The sequence below is a fragment of the Bowmanella yangjiangensis genome (assembly GCF_017255015.1).
Lineage (GTDB): Bacteria > Pseudomonadota > Gammaproteobacteria > Enterobacterales > Alteromonadaceae > Bowmanella > Bowmanella yangjiangensis.
In genome coordinates, this window is the sequence record NZ_JAFKCS010000001.1 from 1 (window position 1) to 15,444 (window position 15,444).

15 protein-coding genes are annotated in these 15,444 nt (G+C 49.2%); 11 read left to right on the forward strand and 4 right to left on the reverse strand.

Features of this window, described 5'->3' with window-relative positions; translation table 11 throughout:
* Window positions 1–150: 150 nt before the first annotated feature.
* Window positions 151–1,143, reverse strand: coding sequence for a LysR family transcriptional regulator (locus J0A65_RS00005; protein WP_206592062.1), 993 nt, complete (start codon window positions 1,141–1,143; stop codon window positions 151–153).
* A gap of 129 nt (window positions 1,144–1,272) precedes the next feature.
* Here J0A65_RS00005 and J0A65_RS00010 point away from each other — a divergent pair, with 129 nt between their 5' ends.
* From J0A65_RS00010 to J0A65_RS00020, 3 genes are all read left to right on the forward strand, one after another.
* On the forward strand, window positions 1,273–2,454 hold the full coding sequence (locus J0A65_RS00010; RefSeq protein ID WP_206592063.1) for an MFS transporter: 1,182 nt from the start codon (window positions 1,273–1,275) through the stop codon (window positions 2,452–2,454).
* Window positions 2,455–2,509: 55 nt separating this feature from the next.
* On the forward strand, window positions 2,510–3,046 hold the full coding sequence (locus tag J0A65_RS00015; RefSeq protein WP_206592064.1) for a hypothetical protein: 537 nt from the start codon (window positions 2,510–2,512) through the stop codon (window positions 3,044–3,046).
* Window positions 3,047–3,262: 216 nt separating this feature from the next.
* Complete coding sequence (locus J0A65_RS00020) at window positions 3,263–3,658, forward strand: DUF3718 domain-containing protein (RefSeq protein ID WP_206592065.1); 396 nt, start codon at window positions 3,263–3,265, stop codon at window positions 3,656–3,658.
* 185 nt (window positions 3,659–3,843) lie between these two features.
* Here the strand turns inward: J0A65_RS00020 and msrQ are convergent, their stop codons facing one another.
* From msrQ to J0A65_RS00035, 3 genes are all read right to left on the reverse strand, one after another.
* Window positions 3,844–4,473 (reverse strand): protein-methionine-sulfoxide reductase heme-binding subunit MsrQ, encoded by a 630-nt coding sequence (gene msrQ / locus J0A65_RS00025; RefSeq protein ID WP_206592066.1) that lies wholly within the window; start codon window positions 4,471–4,473, stop codon window positions 3,844–3,846.
* Window positions 4,473–5,468, reverse strand: a complete 996-nt coding sequence (gene msrP, locus J0A65_RS00030; RefSeq protein WP_206592067.1) for a protein-methionine-sulfoxide reductase catalytic subunit MsrP — start codon at window positions 5,466–5,468, stop codon at window positions 4,473–4,475. The genes msrQ and msrP overlap by 1 nt, the downstream gene beginning before the upstream one ends.
* Window positions 5,469–5,578: 110 nt before the next feature.
* A complete protein-coding gene (locus J0A65_RS00035) occupies window positions 5,579–6,622 on the reverse strand; it encodes a PLP-dependent cysteine synthase family protein (protein ID WP_206592068.1) in 1,044 nt (347 codons plus the stop codon).
* A gap of 379 nt (window positions 6,623–7,001) precedes the next feature.
* On the opposite strand from J0A65_RS00035, the gene J0A65_RS00040 reads away from it, so the two are divergent.
* The 8 genes from J0A65_RS00040 (at window position 7,002) to mraY (ending at window position 15,443) form a co-directional block, all read left to right on the forward strand.
* On the forward strand, window positions 7,002–7,778 hold the full coding sequence (locus J0A65_RS00040; RefSeq protein WP_206592069.1) for a SapC family protein: 777 nt from the start codon (window positions 7,002–7,004) through the stop codon (window positions 7,776–7,778).
* Window positions 7,779–8,043: 265 nt separating this feature from the next.
* Complete coding sequence (gene mraZ, locus J0A65_RS00045; protein WP_206592070.1) at window positions 8,044–8,502, forward strand: division/cell wall cluster transcriptional repressor MraZ; 459 nt, start codon at window positions 8,044–8,046, stop codon at window positions 8,500–8,502.
* Window positions 8,502–9,437: a 16S rRNA (cytosine(1402)-N(4))-methyltransferase RsmH gene (gene rsmH / locus J0A65_RS00050; RefSeq protein WP_206592071.1), complete on the forward strand. Its 936-nt coding sequence runs from the start codon at window positions 8,502–8,504 to the stop codon at window positions 9,435–9,437. The genes mraZ and rsmH overlap by 1 nt, the downstream gene beginning before the upstream one ends.
* Window positions 9,434–9,754, forward strand: a complete 321-nt coding sequence (gene ftsL / locus J0A65_RS00055; protein ID WP_206592072.1) for a cell division protein FtsL — start codon at window positions 9,434–9,436, stop codon at window positions 9,752–9,754. The genes rsmH and ftsL overlap by 4 nt, the downstream gene beginning before the upstream one ends.
* The gene (locus tag J0A65_RS00060) at window positions 9,751–11,490 is read left to right on the forward strand and encodes a peptidoglycan D,D-transpeptidase FtsI family protein (protein ID WP_206592073.1); all 1,740 of its coding nucleotides are present in this window, start codon (window positions 9,751–9,753) and stop codon (window positions 11,488–11,490) included. The genes ftsL and J0A65_RS00060 overlap by 4 nt, the downstream gene beginning before the upstream one ends.
* Window positions 11,480–12,976 carry a UDP-N-acetylmuramoyl-L-alanyl-D-glutamate--2,6-diaminopimelate ligase gene (gene murE / locus J0A65_RS00065; RefSeq protein WP_206592074.1) on the forward strand — a complete coding sequence of 499 codons (1,497 nt, stop codon included), beginning with the start codon at window positions 11,480–11,482 and terminating at the stop codon, window positions 12,974–12,976. Before J0A65_RS00060 ends, murE begins: the two co-directional genes overlap by 11 nt.
* A complete protein-coding gene (gene murF, locus J0A65_RS00070) occupies window positions 12,973–14,367 on the forward strand; it encodes a UDP-N-acetylmuramoyl-tripeptide--D-alanyl-D-alanine ligase (protein ID WP_206592075.1) in 1,395 nt (464 codons plus the stop codon). Before murE ends, murF begins: the two co-directional genes overlap by 4 nt.
* Window positions 14,361–15,443: a phospho-N-acetylmuramoyl-pentapeptide-transferase gene (mraY, locus tag J0A65_RS00075; RefSeq protein WP_206592076.1), complete on the forward strand. Its 1,083-nt coding sequence runs from the start codon at window positions 14,361–14,363 to the stop codon at window positions 15,441–15,443. The genes murF and mraY overlap by 7 nt, the downstream gene beginning before the upstream one ends.
* Window position 15,444 lies beyond the last annotated feature (1 nt).

Here is a 15,444-nt window from a genome sequence, read left to right on the forward strand (position 1 = left end):
CAAATAGGGTTCCTTGGCGTGGCCCGCGTCGGAACCGGGTAGGTTGCTTGAGCCTGTGAGTAATTGCAGGCCTAGATGAATGATTGCCCTCGACAGAACCCGGCTTATCGGCCAACTCCATCCTTTTCTAATCCCGTCTGATATGGGACGTTAATCAATTTCCTGCTTATCTGGTTTTTCGTTCTTCGAGAAATGAACCAGCGGTACCCAAGTTTCTGCCCAAGTATGGTAAGGGTCTTCCCCTTTTGTACTTAAGGCTGCACTCAGAAATTCGATAAAGACCCTGACCTTGGCGGGTAGGTAAGTTCGCTTAGGGTAAATAGCAAATACACCGTTTTGTTGCTGTGGCGGTCTAAAGTGGTGAAAAAGTGACACCAGCTCGCCACTTTCCAAACCCGATTTAGCCAGAAAATGTGGGAGCTGGGCTAAACCAAGCCCGTCACTGCACATGTACGCCATGGCTTCACCATCATCGGTAATATGGCTGCGATCCAGTTCTGAGTGTATGTATTCACCTCGTGCATTGGGTAAAAAAATCGGCTGCAGTTGTTGTGTTTCTTTAATTCTGAATCCAATCCAGTGGTGTCCGACGAAGTCCTCGGCACATCTAGGTATACCCTTTCTCTGCAGGTATTGAGGGGAAGCACAAATAAGGAAATCCATAGGGCTGAGACGCCGGGCGACCAAGCGACTGTCTTTGAGATAACCGGTGCGTATCGCGATATCGATATCCCTCTCAATAATGTCTGCATGTAAATCACTAATTTCCAGTTCCAGTCTAATGGCCGGATAGCACTGGCTAAATTCGTGTAATAGCGGGCGAATATACAGATGTCCGTAGCAGACGGCGGAGCTGATGCGCAGGGTACCGCTTGGTGAGTCATTCAGATGTTTAAGATCGTCTTCGCAGGAAGATAAGTCCATCAGCGTTTTTCGCACTGCCTGGGCGTAACGCTGACCTGCTTCTGTAACTCTAAGTTGCCGGGTCGAGCGTTGAAATAAGGTGAGACCAAGCTTGTCTTCCAGACGACCAATGGCTTTGCTGACCGTCGACGGATCCGTTGAGCAGGCTCTTGCCGCTGCAGCAAAACTCCCGCCATCGCAGGTTGCCAGAAAAATCTCTAATGAGCGAAGTTTATCCATTGGCACAGCTTAACATGACTATTCATGAATAGTATTCATGACTTAAAGGGTTGTGTGCCTATTTTCTCTTGTCGTATCGGGAATAAAATTCACCAATCTCTTTAAACACCTTATGTTATGTGAGGATTCATGCTTAAAAAAATCCAGGCAGATAATGCGCTTTCCTATAGCTTCTTTGCATTTATCGCTATGGCGGGTTTGTCTTATGTAAACTTTTTACCTGGTGTGGTGAGTGCGCTCGCTGGCGGTATTGGTTTTTCAGAGGCCGAGGCCGGTGAAGTCATCGCAAGTAACCTGTTTGGCGGTCTATTAGGCTGTGCCGGTGCGTTTTTTCTGGTGCGACGAATTGACTGGCGGCCGGCTATGTTTGTACTTCTGGCTTCTCTCACCCTGGTTGATTTGAGCACCATATGGGTAGATAGCTACCACCTGATGCTTGGCTGGCGTTTCGTTGCCGGTTTAATCGGCGGGTTAAGTATGGGCATTATCTTTTCCGTACTCGCCCGTCTGAATAGCCCAGATCGTGCGTTCGGCTCTTTGCTATTAGTGCAGTTTGTCGTTGGTGCGGTGGTTATGTATCTGCTGCCCGGTTTGGAAACTTTACTGGGTACTTATGCGGTATTTTTTGTTATGGCGGGTTTAGCTTTCTTAAGTTTTCTGCTGCTTGGCTTAGTGCCACAGGTTCCCCGCAAGCTTGATAAAAAAAGGTCTTCAAGCGAGTCTAATGAAGGAAAAGCGCATGCAATACTATTGATGCTAGCCATTGTACTTTATCTCTGTGCTGCCAATGCCATTTGGGCGTATGTTGAACTGATTGGTTTGAAGGCGGGTATCGACGATGTTAGCGTAAGCTCATATATTGCATCGACCAGCTTACTGGGTTTGCTCGGTGCGATGTTACCTATAGTCAGTGGTAATCGTTTCGGACGATTATATTGGTTGCTTGCTGGCGTGATGTTATCAATCGTCTCTGCGGCAATGTTAAGTTTTATTCCTCTCACCCCCATTCTCTATGTCAGTGCCATGGCAATGCTGTTTTTCGCCTGGCCCGCGGTTAACTCCTATTTACTTGCCGTGGTTGCCGAGCTGGATAGCAGTGGTAGATTGTCGTCTTTGGCGGCCGTTATTTCACTGTTGGGTTTGGCAACGGGGCCTTTGATTGCGTCTGGCTTACTTAGCAATGGCGACTTCTCGGTGATGCTTTACAGCTGCATGTTTATTTTCCTTTCCAGTTTTGTGTTTTTGTACAAACCCGTAAAGATGACGGAAACCGTCAGAGGCGGCGATTTGTCGTCACAGTATCAGTCTTGAATCGCGTTATGCATGGTTGCTTTGCTTTAAATAGGTGTGAAACAAGGAACAGGAAATGATTAGATATATTTTCAACAAGATGCTGCTGGCGATGAAAAACAAGTACAGCTACGACGTAACTTATCAGCAAGACATACTTTCAACAGATGTGGCCGCATTTTTAAAATTTATGGGACTACAGATGATGGCGTCTCACTCAGGAAATGTGCCCGCAGGGCTGCTGTATGCAGCAAGAATACGGGCCATTATCTCTGAGGATTGCGGTCCATGTGCGCAATTGGTGGTAAATATGGCGCTTGAGGCTAATGTAGCGCCTGCTGTTGTGCGCGCTATTGTTGATCGGGACTTAAATAATTTGCCGGAAGATATTGCATTGATTGTGCAATTTACCGAATTGGTTTTGGCACATGATCCACTGGCCGATCCATTGCGCAGCAAAATACTCGCGTTGTGGGGGCAAAAGGGATTAGTTGCGCTTGGTTTTGCAATTAGTTCCTGTCGGGTTTATCCAATACTGAAGTACAGTTTGGGGCATGGACACACCTGCAGTCGTATTATAGTCGATGGCCAGTCGCTGGCTCCTGTCCGTTAGTGCATGAACCCCGTTGGGTCGATAGTGAAAACTACTACTGTTTGATAACAACGCCGATTTAGTTTGGTAAACCTGCATGAGTTAAGAAGGTGATCCGGCTTGAGTATGCAAATGCATACATAGGTGCAGTCTGGCTGCTATCGCTTTTTGCCATCCTTTTATAAGCTTTTCCCCGTCAAGACCAGAAATTCACATTTCACTTAAGAGGCAACGCTTATGAAAAAGTCAACTTTCGCATTGTTAGCATCTATCTCTGCTATTGCTTTCTCTCCGGTTAGCCAGGCGGATATCAACGAAGACCTGCAGAATATCTGCACAATCGTTAAAAACGACGACAAGTCTGAACTGCGTAAAAAAATTAAGAAGGTCCAAGACGATTACAACTTGCGTCTGGGTGACTATTACACCGGTATCAGTTGCGGTGGTAGTAGCCTGATTCGCTATGCAATGGAAAATGGTGCCACTGAAGTGGGTACCTTCATGATTAAGAAAATGAGTAAGGGAGACCTGACTCAGGCAGAGTCTGATGGACAGATGCTGCAACAATGGGCTGAAGCCAATGGCCATATTGCCAGTCCTATCGGGCAGGAATTATTAGCCCGTATTAATTAATTCGCTTAAAGGCGTTTTAAATAGAAGACCTTCGTACGCTTCGGAAAGTGGAAATGGATTACGGCAGTGGCTCAGCACACTGTCAACGGATTGGGCGGCACTCTCTCGAAGGTCTTGACGCCTCTTAATTTGAGAGAGTGTTATTGCCCAACTTATATAAAACCCCGCTTTGGCGGGGTTTTTTCTTAGCTGCGCTTGGTGTTAAACCAATAAGTTGCGCTGATAAACTTATCTTTGCGAAAAAACAGCAGTATCAATAGCAAGCCAATGTAAAGCGTTGGCTGAAGGATGTCCGACTTTACCGACCAAATATAATGCAAGGCGACAAGTCCGCCAGCCGGATACACCCAGTTATGCAGTTTCTGCCAGTTTCGTCCCAATCGACGCTGCGCGGCCTTAGGTGAAGTTAGGGCCAATAGCAGCAATATAGTCCAGGCTAGGAATCCAACGGTAATGTAAGGCCGTTTAACTATTTCCGAGCCCAGCAGATACCATTCAAGCTGCAATTCAAACAGAATGTAAGTCAGCAAATGTGCGCTTGCGAAAGCAAAGGCATACAGGCCAAGAAGGCGCCTAAACTTCATCAGTGGCGACGCTCGCAGTAACTTTGCCAGTGGTGAGATACACAGACACAGCAGCAGTAAATTGAAAGCGCTGATACCAGTAAAATGCAACAGCGCCTCCACGGGATCGCCGCCCAACTGATCATAAGCAGCCTGGTTGAAAACCAGCGAGGCCCAGCCGATACAAAGGCCATGAATAAACACTTTTATCCAGAATATGGTGGAGCCATTAAGTAGCTTTGCCAGCTTCATCAATAAGAACGTCCCAGATCCATGCCGCTATAAAGGCTTGCGACTTCCTCGTAGCCGTTAAATGGCAAGGTATCGATTCGGTTGCTGGCAAACAAGCCGCCAGTGGTAATTCGTCGCTCTCTAGCCTGGCTCCAGCGAGGATGGTCAACCTTGGGATTTACATTGGCATAGAAACCGTATTCATTGGGTGCCAACAGATTCCAGGTGGTTGGTGGCTGCTTGTCGGTGATACGAATACGCACAAGAGACTTAATGCTTTTGAAACCATATTTCCAGGGGACAACCAGGCGAATGGGCGCTCCGTTTTGGGCGGGCAAACTCTTGCCATATAGGCCCACAGCCAAAAGCGTCAGTGGATGAGCTGCTTCGTCCATGCGCAGTCCCTCCACGTAAGGATAGTCGATACCTCCGCCGCGAAAGACACTGGCCTGGCCTGGCATTTGTTTGGGATCATACAAGGTTTCAAAAGCAACATATTTGCCGCTACTTAGCGGCTTCGCCTTTTGCAACAGAGCCCGCAAGGGAAAACCAATCCAGGGAATCACCATTGACCAGGCTTCTACGCAGCGCAGCCGGTAAATACGCTCTTCCAATGGGGCGATTTTATAAAGTTCATCCAAGGATAAGCTAAAGGGATTTTCAACCAGTCCGTCTACTTGTAGTTGCCAGGGATCAACCTTGAATGCCTGGGCATTGGCTTTGGGATCGGCTTTATCGGTACCAAACTCATAAAAGTTATTGTGACTGGTTACTTTATTGAGTGGAGTCAGCGTTTGGTTGTCGTTTTCCTGTTTCGCATAGCTAAGGGCGTGAGTTTTGAATCCAGGTGGGTCATCGCCGAATAAATTGAAAGCCAGAGACTGGCCTGGTGACAGTAGGGCACCTGCGCCAATAAAACCAAGCTGTTTTAGCACTTGGCGACGATTTTGATATACCGACTCATCGGTAACCTGATTTTCCGCTATGGTTTGATAGCGGGGGCGTTTAATTAGCATCGAATGTCTCGCATCGCTGTTAAATCTGATACTGATACGAAACAAGACAGGAAAAAGGGCCAATTTGTTGCATAGTTTATTGGCCCCTATCTGCAGTAATGTTTAACTTTTTAGCGCAATAGATTTTTCAGTTGTGCTACATGCTCTGTACAGTCACCGATATTACAAGCTACCCATTCAGGTGAGTAATAGGTTTCCAGATAGCGCTCTCCGCTGTCACAAAGTAAGGTCACGATAGAGCCGTTCTGGCCTTTTTCACGCATATCTGCCGCTTTTATAAGTGCGCCCCACATGTTGGTGCCGGTTGATGGGCCAACCTTTCTACCCAGTAAGTTTTCCAGCCATAGCATGGTGGCAATGCTGGCGCCGTCCGCTACTTGTAACATGTCATCGACCACGCTGGGTACGAAAGACGGTTCCACTCGGGGACGACCAATGCCTTCAATTCTGCTGCCGCAGGAGGTCAGGCCTGCATCTCCGCTGTAAAAATAGGGGTAGAACACCGAATGTTCGGGGTCGACTACCAATAGTTGCGTATTAAGGCATTTGTATCTGATATATCGGCCAATAGTGGCGCTGGTACCCCCCGTACCGGCGCTCATGACTACCCAGCTTGGAATTGAATAACGCTCGTATTGCATCTGTTCGAAGATACTGCACGCGATATTGTTATTGCCTCGCCAATCGGTAGCGCGCTCGGCATAGGTGAACTGGTCCATATAGTGACCATCCAGTTCTTTGGCCAGTCGCATGGATTCGGCGTAAATTTGATCGCTCTTTTCAACAAAGTGGCATCGTCCACCGTAAAACTCTATTTGCTGTATTTTCCGCTGTGCCGTGTGTTTGGGCATGACTGCAATAAAAGGTAAGCCCAGCAATCTGGCAAAGTAGGCTTCTGAGACGGCGGTACTACCCGATGACGACTCAATGATGGTGCTGTGCTGATTAATCCAACCATTGGTTAACGCATACAGATAAAGTGAACGTGCCAGTCTGTGTTTCAGACTGCCGGTTGGATGTGTACTCTCATCTTTAAGGTAAAAGTCAATTTGCTCGAAGCCTGGCACATCTAACTTGATCAAATGAGTATCTGATGAACGTTGGAAATCAGCCTGGATACTTTCTATGGCCTGGTGGGTCCACTCTCTACACATTTCGGGTTGCCTTTGCGGTAAACAGACACAGATAACCTGATTGTCTGTGCCGTAGATTTATCTTGTGCATAAGTTATATCAAAAAGTTGTATGTGATTCGACATCACTGCTGTGTTTGGTGCCGATGAATGATCCTGGCATAGCATCCATGTATAAAAATCGCACATTTGGATCGGCAAGGTGCACTTTTTAATCCACAGGACCTTATCAGCCTGTAGAGCACTTTCTACAGTCAAAAGAAGATCTTAGATTGCTCTTTGGGTAGCACGCTTTTAAGCAAAAGCAAGTGATTTTGCCTAACTAATGACTTTTGACTTGAAATAGCGGAAACTTGGCGCCACTTAGTCATTCACATTTATATAAAAAGAGAACAGATTAAATGGCTCGCAACTACGTTATTTTGGATAAGGAAGCTCATAAGAAGCTTAAGATCAAACAAGACTCGACTCTGGCTCATGGCAAGTCTTCACACCTTATTGGTGTTTCAATTCGCGAATTCGCGCGTGCCTCCAGCGCAGTCCCTTTAGTACTGATTAAAGACGAATCTTCAGAGCGTTACTATGTGGCTGGACTATATGGTCTGAAGGAAGGTGTGAACCTGTTTTATTCAGAAGAAGGTTGGCAGAGCCATTTTGCGCCGCTCAACCTGCAACGTTACCCTTTCGATGTGCGTCCTAACGGTGATCAACTGTCTATCTTTATCGACAAAGACAGTGAACTGGTGGGTGAAAAAGAAGGTTTCGACTTGTTCAAAGAAGATGGTTCAGTGTCTGAGTTCCTGGAAACTCGTCAGCGTTTACTGACAGACTTGGTGAACAGCGAGAACATGACGCAGGAATTCATCAAGCAACTGGTTGAGCTTGACCTGGTAGATGAAATTCGTCTGGGCATCCGTTATGCCAACGGAGAACAGCGTCAATTGGTGGGTTTAAACAGCATCAGCGAAGAGAAACTGATGAAGTTGGATGATGAGCAAGTATTGAAACTGCACCGCAGTGGTTTCCTGGGCGCTATGTATGCCATGCTGAGCTCTATGGGCCAGTTGAATCGCTTGGTGCAGTTCTCACAGAAAACTGAAAACCCAATCGCTTCTATTCAGATGTTGCCTAAAGAACAGGCTCCTGCTGCAGAAGCCAGCGCTGAAAAAGCGAACTAATTACTTTCCAGGATCGGGAGCTCTTCCCGATCCTGATTTTTGACTGCTTTTTTCTTAGAAAAACAGAAATTCTCACAGCTCGACCTTATTTGCCACTTTTCCCCACTTAATCAACTACTTCCGCAGAACCCTTGATATATCTGGTGTTTGGGCCCGGATTATGGCGATTTTTATTCCTTGACACCCCGTAGTGGGGATACCTAAACTGTCAAATGTGGGTAAAAGTGGCAGAAAGTGGAAAAAACAATTTTAAAAAGGCTAGGGGATGTTCCGCGGCGCTAACGCAATCAGTCTGGACAATAAAGGACGTGTAACGATTCCAACTCGTTACCGGCAGTCTTTGCTGGACGATTGTCAGGGACAGCTGGTATGCACGATCGACAGTCAGCAGCCCTGTCTGCTGCTTTACCCACTCTCTGAATGGGAAGAGATTGAACTGAAGCTCAGCCGCCTTTCCAGTATGAACCCCCACGAGCGAAGGTTGCAACGTTTACTTCTTGGTTATGCCTTAGAAGGGACGATGGACAATAGCGGGCGCTTTTTATTGTCAGGCCCGCTTCGCCAACACGCCCATCTGGATAAGCAAATCATGTTAGTTGGTCAACTGAATAAGTTTGAGATCTGGGATGCCGGGATTTGGCAACAGCAGATTCAGGCTGATGTTGAGATCGAACAACAAGGTGGCTTTGAGTTAACCGAGAGACTTCAGGATTTTTCATTCTAATGGCCAGTGACTTTGTTCATCAGTCGGTTTTGCTGCACGAGTCAATTGAGGCACTGGCAGTTAAACCCAATGGCATCTACCTAGACGCGACCTTTGGTCGGGGCGGTCATTCGCGCGCTATATTGGCAAGTTTAGGTAGCCAGGGCCGGCTGCTGGCACTGGACAGAGATCCTCAAGCTATTCAGGCAGCTCAGGCACTTGCCGATGAACCGCGTTTCCAGATCTTTCATTGCGCTTTCTCCAATCTCCTTGGGGTCACTGAAGAACTGGGCTTGACCGGCCAGATAGATGGTATTTTGATGGATCTTGGGGTTTCCTCTCCGCAACTGGATGACCCCGAGCGTGGCTTTAGCTTCATGCGCGACGGTCCTTTGGATATGCGTATGGACACCAGCAAGGGGCAAAGCGCTGCCCAGTGGCTGGCTGAAGCGGAGTTGGAAGATATAGTCACTGTGTTGAAAGAATATGGCGAGGAGCGTTTTGCCAGACGAATTGCTCATGCCATCGTCACCACCCGTGATGAACAGCCACTAACCCGTACCCGTCAGTTAGCTGAGTTGATTGACCAGGCTGTTCCTTTTAAAGACAAGCATAAACATCCCGCAACACGCAGTTTTCAGGCGATCCGTATATTCATCAATCGCGAATTAGATGAAGTCGCCAGCACCCTTGAGCACGCTTTGAAAGCGCTCAGGCCCGGTGGGCGTTTGGCAGTGATTAGCTTTCATTCCCTGGAAGATCGCCTGGTAAAGCGTTTTATGCGCGACCAAAGTCGTGGCCGTCAGGTACCCGCAGGACTACCTCTTACTGAGGCCGAATTAAATGTCGGTAAGGCCATGAAACTGATTGGCAAGGCTATAATGCCGTCGGCCGCTGAGTTATCTGTAAATAACCGGGCCCGCAGCTCGGTGCTCCGGGTGGCGGAAAAGCTATGAAAGACGGGCAAACTCAATTCAGCCTGGTTGTCCTGATTTGGACGGATTTAACTCGCCACCCTGTGCGAGTTTTGTTGTATTTAATGGTGCTGTTAAGTGCTGCGGCAGTCATTTTAAGTTCTCACCATAATCGGCAGTTAGCCATAGTGCATGAAAAGCTTATGCAACAACGCGATCAACTGGATGTTGAGTGGCGTCATTTGCTGCTTGAACAAAGTGCGCTGACTGAACATAACCGGCTGGAAAGCATGGTGCGTAAGCAACTGAACATGCGTCGTCCGCTGCCGCAAGATGAAGTGGTGGTGAAAATCAAATGACCAAAGCCCACGCCAAGAAAAATCTTAAGCCCCGTTTGGTTGAATGGCGTTTTATGCTGGTGGCCGGCGTGGTGGTGTGTGTGTTTATGGCATTGGTAGCCAGGGCTGCTTACATTCAGGTTATTGAGCCCGACTCATTGATTCAGCAGGGGGACAACCGCACCAAGCGTACCCGCTACACTCAGGCACATCGTGGCAACATTATGGATCGCAATGGTGAAGAACTGGCTGTCAGTGTGCCGGTTCGGGCCATCTATGCGGATCCTAAGCTGGTGCACGACAACGGTGGCTTTGCCGATAAGCGTCGTTGGCAAGCGTTGGCCGAGGTATTAGGTCAGAACGTAGACGAGATTTACAGCAAGCTTGGCGATCCAAAGAAACGCTTCGTGTATATCCAGCGACAGGTATCACCCGCAATGGCTGACTATGTTGACCAACTTGACTTACCGGGTGTTTACCTGCGTAACGAGTCGCGTCGTTATTATCCTGTGGGCGAAGTGTCGGCCCAGCTAGTGGGTTTTACTGATGTGGATGACAAGGGCATTGAAGGTATCGAACGGTTATATAATGACTGGCTGACCGGTACGCCCGGTGAACGTAAAATTCGTCGGGACGGCAAGGGACGCCAAGTAGAAATCCTTGATGAAACCCAAAGTGAGCCTGGGAAAGACCTGCAATTGACCATTGATCAGCGCATTCAAGCCCTTACATATAAGGAGCTTAAGCAGGCAGTGGGTACTTACAAAGCAGCGTCCGGTTCTGCTGTGGTGGTGGATATCCATAGTGGCGAAATTCTGGCGATGGTGAACAGCCCATCCTTCAACCCAAATAATCGCAGCGGCGTATCAGCCCATCGCATTCGTAACCGTGCCATTACCGATACCTTTGAACCAGGATCCACTGCTAAACCTTTGGCTGTATTGGCTGCTCTGGAGTTCGGCAGTGCCAACCTGACTGACACTATCGACACCTCACCTGGCTGGATGCGGCTAGGAGGGAGTCTGGTACAGGATGCCCGCAACTATGGCGAAATGGACCTGACCGGCATAATTCGTAAGTCCAGCAATATGGGTACCTCAAAGCTGGCCTTGTCTGTGCCAAAGGAACACTTTATTGAGCTGTATTACCAGATGGGACTGATTGGCGATACTGGCACGCATTTGGTTGGCGAAAGTGGCGGTATTTTCCATGACCGTTCACGTTGGTCGCAGCATGAATTGGCTGCACTGTCTTTTGGCTACAACATTGCGGTTACGTCTGTGCAGCTGGCTAGGATGTACGCCATTATTGGTGCCGGTGGTATGAAACGCCCGCTGTCCATTATCAAGTCAAACCAAAGCGTGCCTGCTGAAAGAGTGCTGAGCGAAACTAATGCCAATGCCATGGTGAAAATGTTGGAAGCCGTGGTGCTGGAAGGTGGAACTGCCACTAAAGCCAGGGTGCCTGGCTATCGGGTAGCGGGAAAAACAGGCACTAGCCGCAAGGCCGTAGCCGGCGGCTACGGTGAAGAATACGTAAATAACTTTGCTGGACTGGCTCCTGTGTCGGATCCGCAGCTAGCGGTAGTTGTGATGATCAACGAACCAGGGGGTGACCTGTATCACGGTGGTGACACTGCCGCGCCGACTTTTGCACGGATTATGGCCGGTGCACTGCAACTGCTGAATGTTCCGCCTGATGATAAAGCCGTTAACTCGCTGGCAGCGGTGAATAATGGAGGCAAGCATGACTCCTGATATGACCTTACGCCAGTTGCTAATGCCTTTTGGCATCGATGCACCAGCCATCGAATTGCAAGATATGGTACTGGATAGCCGCGAAGTGGCCATTCACAAACTATTTGTGGCGGTAATTGGCCACAATCTGGATGGCAGGGATTTTATTCCGCAAGCGATCAGCCTGGGTGCCAAGGCGATTTTGGCTGAAACCCGCGATATGTCAGAACACGGCAATATGGAAATGCGTGAGCAGTCCTTAATTGTGCAGTTTTATGCCTTGAATGAAAAATTATCGGCCCTGGCGGCACAATTCTTTGCATATCCCGCCGAGCAATTGCAAATCGCCGCTGTGACGGGCACCAATGGCAAAACCAGTACCGCGCAACTGATTGCGCAGCTAAGCCAGGCCATGGGACAGACGGCTGGCACTATTGGCACACTAGGTGCGGGCTTGCTGGATCACATTACCGAAGGGACGAACACTACGCCGGATGCCATCAGCATGCATCGTTTATTGCGGCAGATGCAGGACGCCGGGGCCGGACTCGTGGCGTTGGAAGCCTCTTCTCATGCCTTAGTGCAGCACCGTATTGCCAACCTTAAGACGGATGTGGCGGTGTTTACCAATCTGACCCGCGACCATCTTGATTATCACGGTGACATGAGCCGTTACGCTGCTGCTAAGCGACTGCTTCTGGAGCAACCAGGATTACGCACGATAGTGCTGAATCAAGAAGAAAGTGAGAGCGAGAACTGGCTGGCAGCGTCCCGTGGACGCTTTGAAGTAGTGTTTTATGGTCTTGGGCAGGCCAAATACCCGACGCAGCCATATCTACTGGCCAGCCAGGTTGAGTACTTGCCCAGCGGCTGCCGTATTCAGCTTAAAAGTAGTTTTGGAGAGGCTTGGGTAGATTCGCCGCTTCTGGGTGAGTTCAACGTGTTGAACCTGGTGGCTGCCCTGTCGGTCCAACTGGGCTTTGGCCGCCCGCTGTCTGAACTGGCAGACGCGGTGAGCTGCATACGTACTGTACCCGGGCGGCTTGAAGTGTTTCACCGTGAAGACCTGCCCACACTGGTCGTTGATTATGCCCATACTCCAGATGCGCTGGAACAGGCACTTAAGGCTTTACGTCTGCATACACAGGGGCGTTTGGTTTGTGTTTTTGGTTGCGGTGGCGACAGAGATAAAGGCAAACGTCCGCTAATGGGACGAATCGCTGAGCAATACGCGGATGTTGCGATCATTACTAACGACAACAGTCGCTCAGAAGATCCACAGCAGATTGCCTGTGATATTCAGGCGGGTATGCAAAATCCAGCAGCGGCACTTATAGACCTGGACAGACAATCAGCGATCCGACAGGCCATAGCCAATTGCCATGCCGGTGACGTTATCTTACTGGCCGGTAAAGGCCACGAAAACTATCAGATTATTGGCAATACAAAAATTAACTACGACGAACGAGCGTTCGCATCAAGTTTGATTAAGGGGACAAGCGCGTGATCTCTGTAACACTAGAATGGGTTGCACAACAGCTGCAATCCGAGCTGAAAGGCGACAGTGCGGACATCCGGGGTGTCAGTACTGATACTCGCACAATACAACCTGGCGATCTGTTTGTTGCCTTGTCTGGTCCCAACTTTGATGGTCATGGGTTTATTCAGATGGCCGAACAAAAAGGCGCTGCCGCGCTGATTATCAGCAAGCCCGTCGACACCAGTCTGCCGACCATTATGGTACCTGATACTAAGTTGGCCTTGGGGCAACTGGCCGCGGCGGTGAGACAGTTGGTGCCGGTTAAAACCGTGGCCATTACCGGCAGCAGCGGTAAAACCACAGTAAAGGAAATGGTCGCGTCGATTTTATCCCGCAAGGGTAACGTCTTGGCTACCCAAGGGAATTTTAATAATGAAATTGGTGTGCCGCTGACTTTGCTGCGTTTAGAAGCAGACCACCAATATGCGGTAATTGAGCTGGGCGCTAATCACTTAGGTGAAATTGCCTATACCACTTCGCTAACTAAACCCGATGTGGCGACCATTGTAAATGCTGCCGCCGCGCACCTGGAAGGCTTTGGTAGTCTGTTCGGGGTGGCTCGCGCTAAAAGCGAAATTTTTAAAGGTTTACCAGAGAATGGGCTGGCCGTACTGAACGCCGATAGCCAGTTTCTGGCGTTTTGGAAAGGTAAGCTTGCTCACTTGCGTATTCAGGAGTTTGGCGAACAGCGCGGTGATTTCCATGCCTCCGATGTGGCGCTGGGATTGGATGGCTGCGCACAATTTCTGATGCATACCCCTCAAGGTAGTCTGGATCTGACCTTAGCAGTGCCTGGCATGCACAACGTATCTAATGCACTTTGTGCCGCCGCTTTGGCTATGGAAGTGGGGGCCAGCCTGGAAGATATCAAGTTAGGTTTGCAGGAAATGGCTCAGGTTCGTGGCCGTCTGAATATCAAACAGCTGACCAATCAAGTGCGTCTTATCGACGACAGTTACAACGCCAATGTGGCCTCTACCCAGGCGGCCATTGAGCTACTGGCCAGTTTCCCAGGGCGCCGTGTGTTGGTACTGGGAGATATGGCGGAATTGGGCGAGAAGGCACGTTTTTATCATGAAGAAATGGGCCAGTTTGCCCGAGACAAGGGCATAGACAACCTGTTCAGTCTGGGGGTGCTCAGTCAGCAGGCAAGTGATCAGTTCGCCCAGACTGGACGGCATTTTAGTGAGGTGGATGCATTGATTGCGCATTTGCAAAACGAATTACAAGCTGAGCAGCGGGATATCAGCATCCTGATAAAAGGGTCACGTAGCGCCAAGATGGAACGGGTGGTCAAAGCCATCGAGGAGTCCCCCGTGGGAAAGTTTGAACGGGCCAGGGAGCGTATCGCATGCTGATTTGGCTCGCCGAGTGGTTACGGCAGTTCGATGCAGGCTTTAATGTATTCTCCTATCTGACGATGCGGGCAATTTTAAGCACCCTAACGGCGCTGCTTATTTCCGTGTTACTGGGGCCTAAGATGATTCGCTGGTTACAGCGCATGCAGATTGGTCAGACAGTCAGAAGCGATGGTCCGCAAACCCATTTATCCAAGTCTGGCACGCCAACCATGGGTGGCGTGCTGATATTGGCGGCTATTATCAGCAGCACCTTGCTCTGGGCCGACCTGACCAACAGATACGTGCTGGTTACCTTATTTGTGGTAGCAAGTTACGGCGTGATTGGTTTTGTGGATGACTATCGTAAGGTTATTCGTAAAGACGCTAAAGGTCTGATTGCGCGCTGGAAGTACTTCTGGTTATCCGCAGTGGCGATTCTGGTCGCGTTTTATTTATATAGCAGCAGTCAAACGGCGGCAGAAACGGCATTGTTAGTGCCCTTCTTTAAAGAAGTCATGCCACAGCTGGGGCTGATGTATCTGGTGCTGACCTACTTTGTGCTGGTGGGTACCAGTAATGCGGTAAACCTGACCGATGGCCTGGATGGTCTTGCTATTGTGCCGACTATTTTGGTTGCGGGTGCCTTCGCCATTTTTGCATATGTCACAGGCAACGTGAATTTCTCGGCCTATCTGAATATTCCGCATATTCCCCTGACCAGTGAGCTGGTGATTGTCTGTACTGCAATAGTCGGCGCCGGGTTGGGCTTTTTGTGGTTTAACACTTACCCGGCCATGGTCTTTATGGGCGATGTCGGGTCGCTGGCCTTGGGCGGTGCTTTAGGCATTCTGGCGGTATTGGTTCGTCAGGAGTTAGTGCTGGTCATTATGGGTGGGGTGTTTGTTATGGAAGCCTTGTCGGTGATCCTGCAGGTCGGCTCATACAAATTGCGTGGCCAGCGGATTTTTCGTATGGCACCCATTCACCACCACTATGAACTAAAAGGCTGGCCAGAGCCGCGCGTGATTGTGCGTTTCTGGATTATTTCCCTGATTCTGGTGTTGGTGGGTTTAGCCACCCTGAAACTGAGATAGC

Excerpts from the sequence above, each read along its gene's own strand:
- J0A65_RS00005 (WP_206592062.1), bottom strand. The coding sequence starts at position 1,143 with ATGGATAAACTTCGCTCATTAGAGATTTTTCTGGCAACCTGCGATGGC.
- J0A65_RS00010 (WP_206592063.1), top strand. The coding sequence starts at position 1,273 with ATGCTTAAAAAAATCCAGGCAGATAATGCGCTTTCCTATAGCTTCTTT.
- J0A65_RS00015 (WP_206592064.1), top strand. The coding sequence starts at position 2,510 with ATGATTAGATATATTTTCAACAAGATGCTGCTGGCGATGAAAAACAAG.
- J0A65_RS00020 (WP_206592065.1), top strand. The coding sequence starts at position 3,263 with ATGAAAAAGTCAACTTTCGCATTGTTAGCATCTATCTCTGCTATTGCT.
- msrQ (WP_206592066.1), bottom strand. The coding sequence starts at position 4,473 with ATGAAGCTGGCAAAGCTACTTAATGGCTCCACCATATTCTGGATAAAA.
- msrP (WP_206592067.1), bottom strand. The coding sequence starts at position 5,468 with ATGCTAATTAAACGCCCCCGCTATCAAACCATAGCGGAAAATCAGGTT.
- J0A65_RS00035 (WP_206592068.1), bottom strand. The coding sequence starts at position 6,622 with ATGTGTAGAGAGTGGACCCACCAGGCCATAGAAAGTATCCAGGCTGAT.
- J0A65_RS00040 (WP_206592069.1), top strand. The coding sequence starts at position 7,002 with ATGGCTCGCAACTACGTTATTTTGGATAAGGAAGCTCATAAGAAGCTT.
- mraZ (WP_206592070.1), top strand. The coding sequence starts at position 8,044 with ATGTTCCGCGGCGCTAACGCAATCAGTCTGGACAATAAAGGACGTGTA.
- rsmH (WP_206592071.1), top strand. The coding sequence starts at position 8,502 with ATGGCCAGTGACTTTGTTCATCAGTCGGTTTTGCTGCACGAGTCAATT.
- ftsL (WP_206592072.1), top strand. The coding sequence starts at position 9,434 with ATGAAAGACGGGCAAACTCAATTCAGCCTGGTTGTCCTGATTTGGACG.
- J0A65_RS00060 (WP_206592073.1), top strand. The coding sequence starts at position 9,751 with ATGACCAAAGCCCACGCCAAGAAAAATCTTAAGCCCCGTTTGGTTGAA.
- murE (WP_206592074.1), top strand. The coding sequence starts at position 11,480 with ATGACTCCTGATATGACCTTACGCCAGTTGCTAATGCCTTTTGGCATC.
- mraY (WP_206592076.1), top strand. The coding sequence starts at position 14,361 with ATGCTGATTTGGCTCGCCGAGTGGTTACGGCAGTTCGATGCAGGCTTT.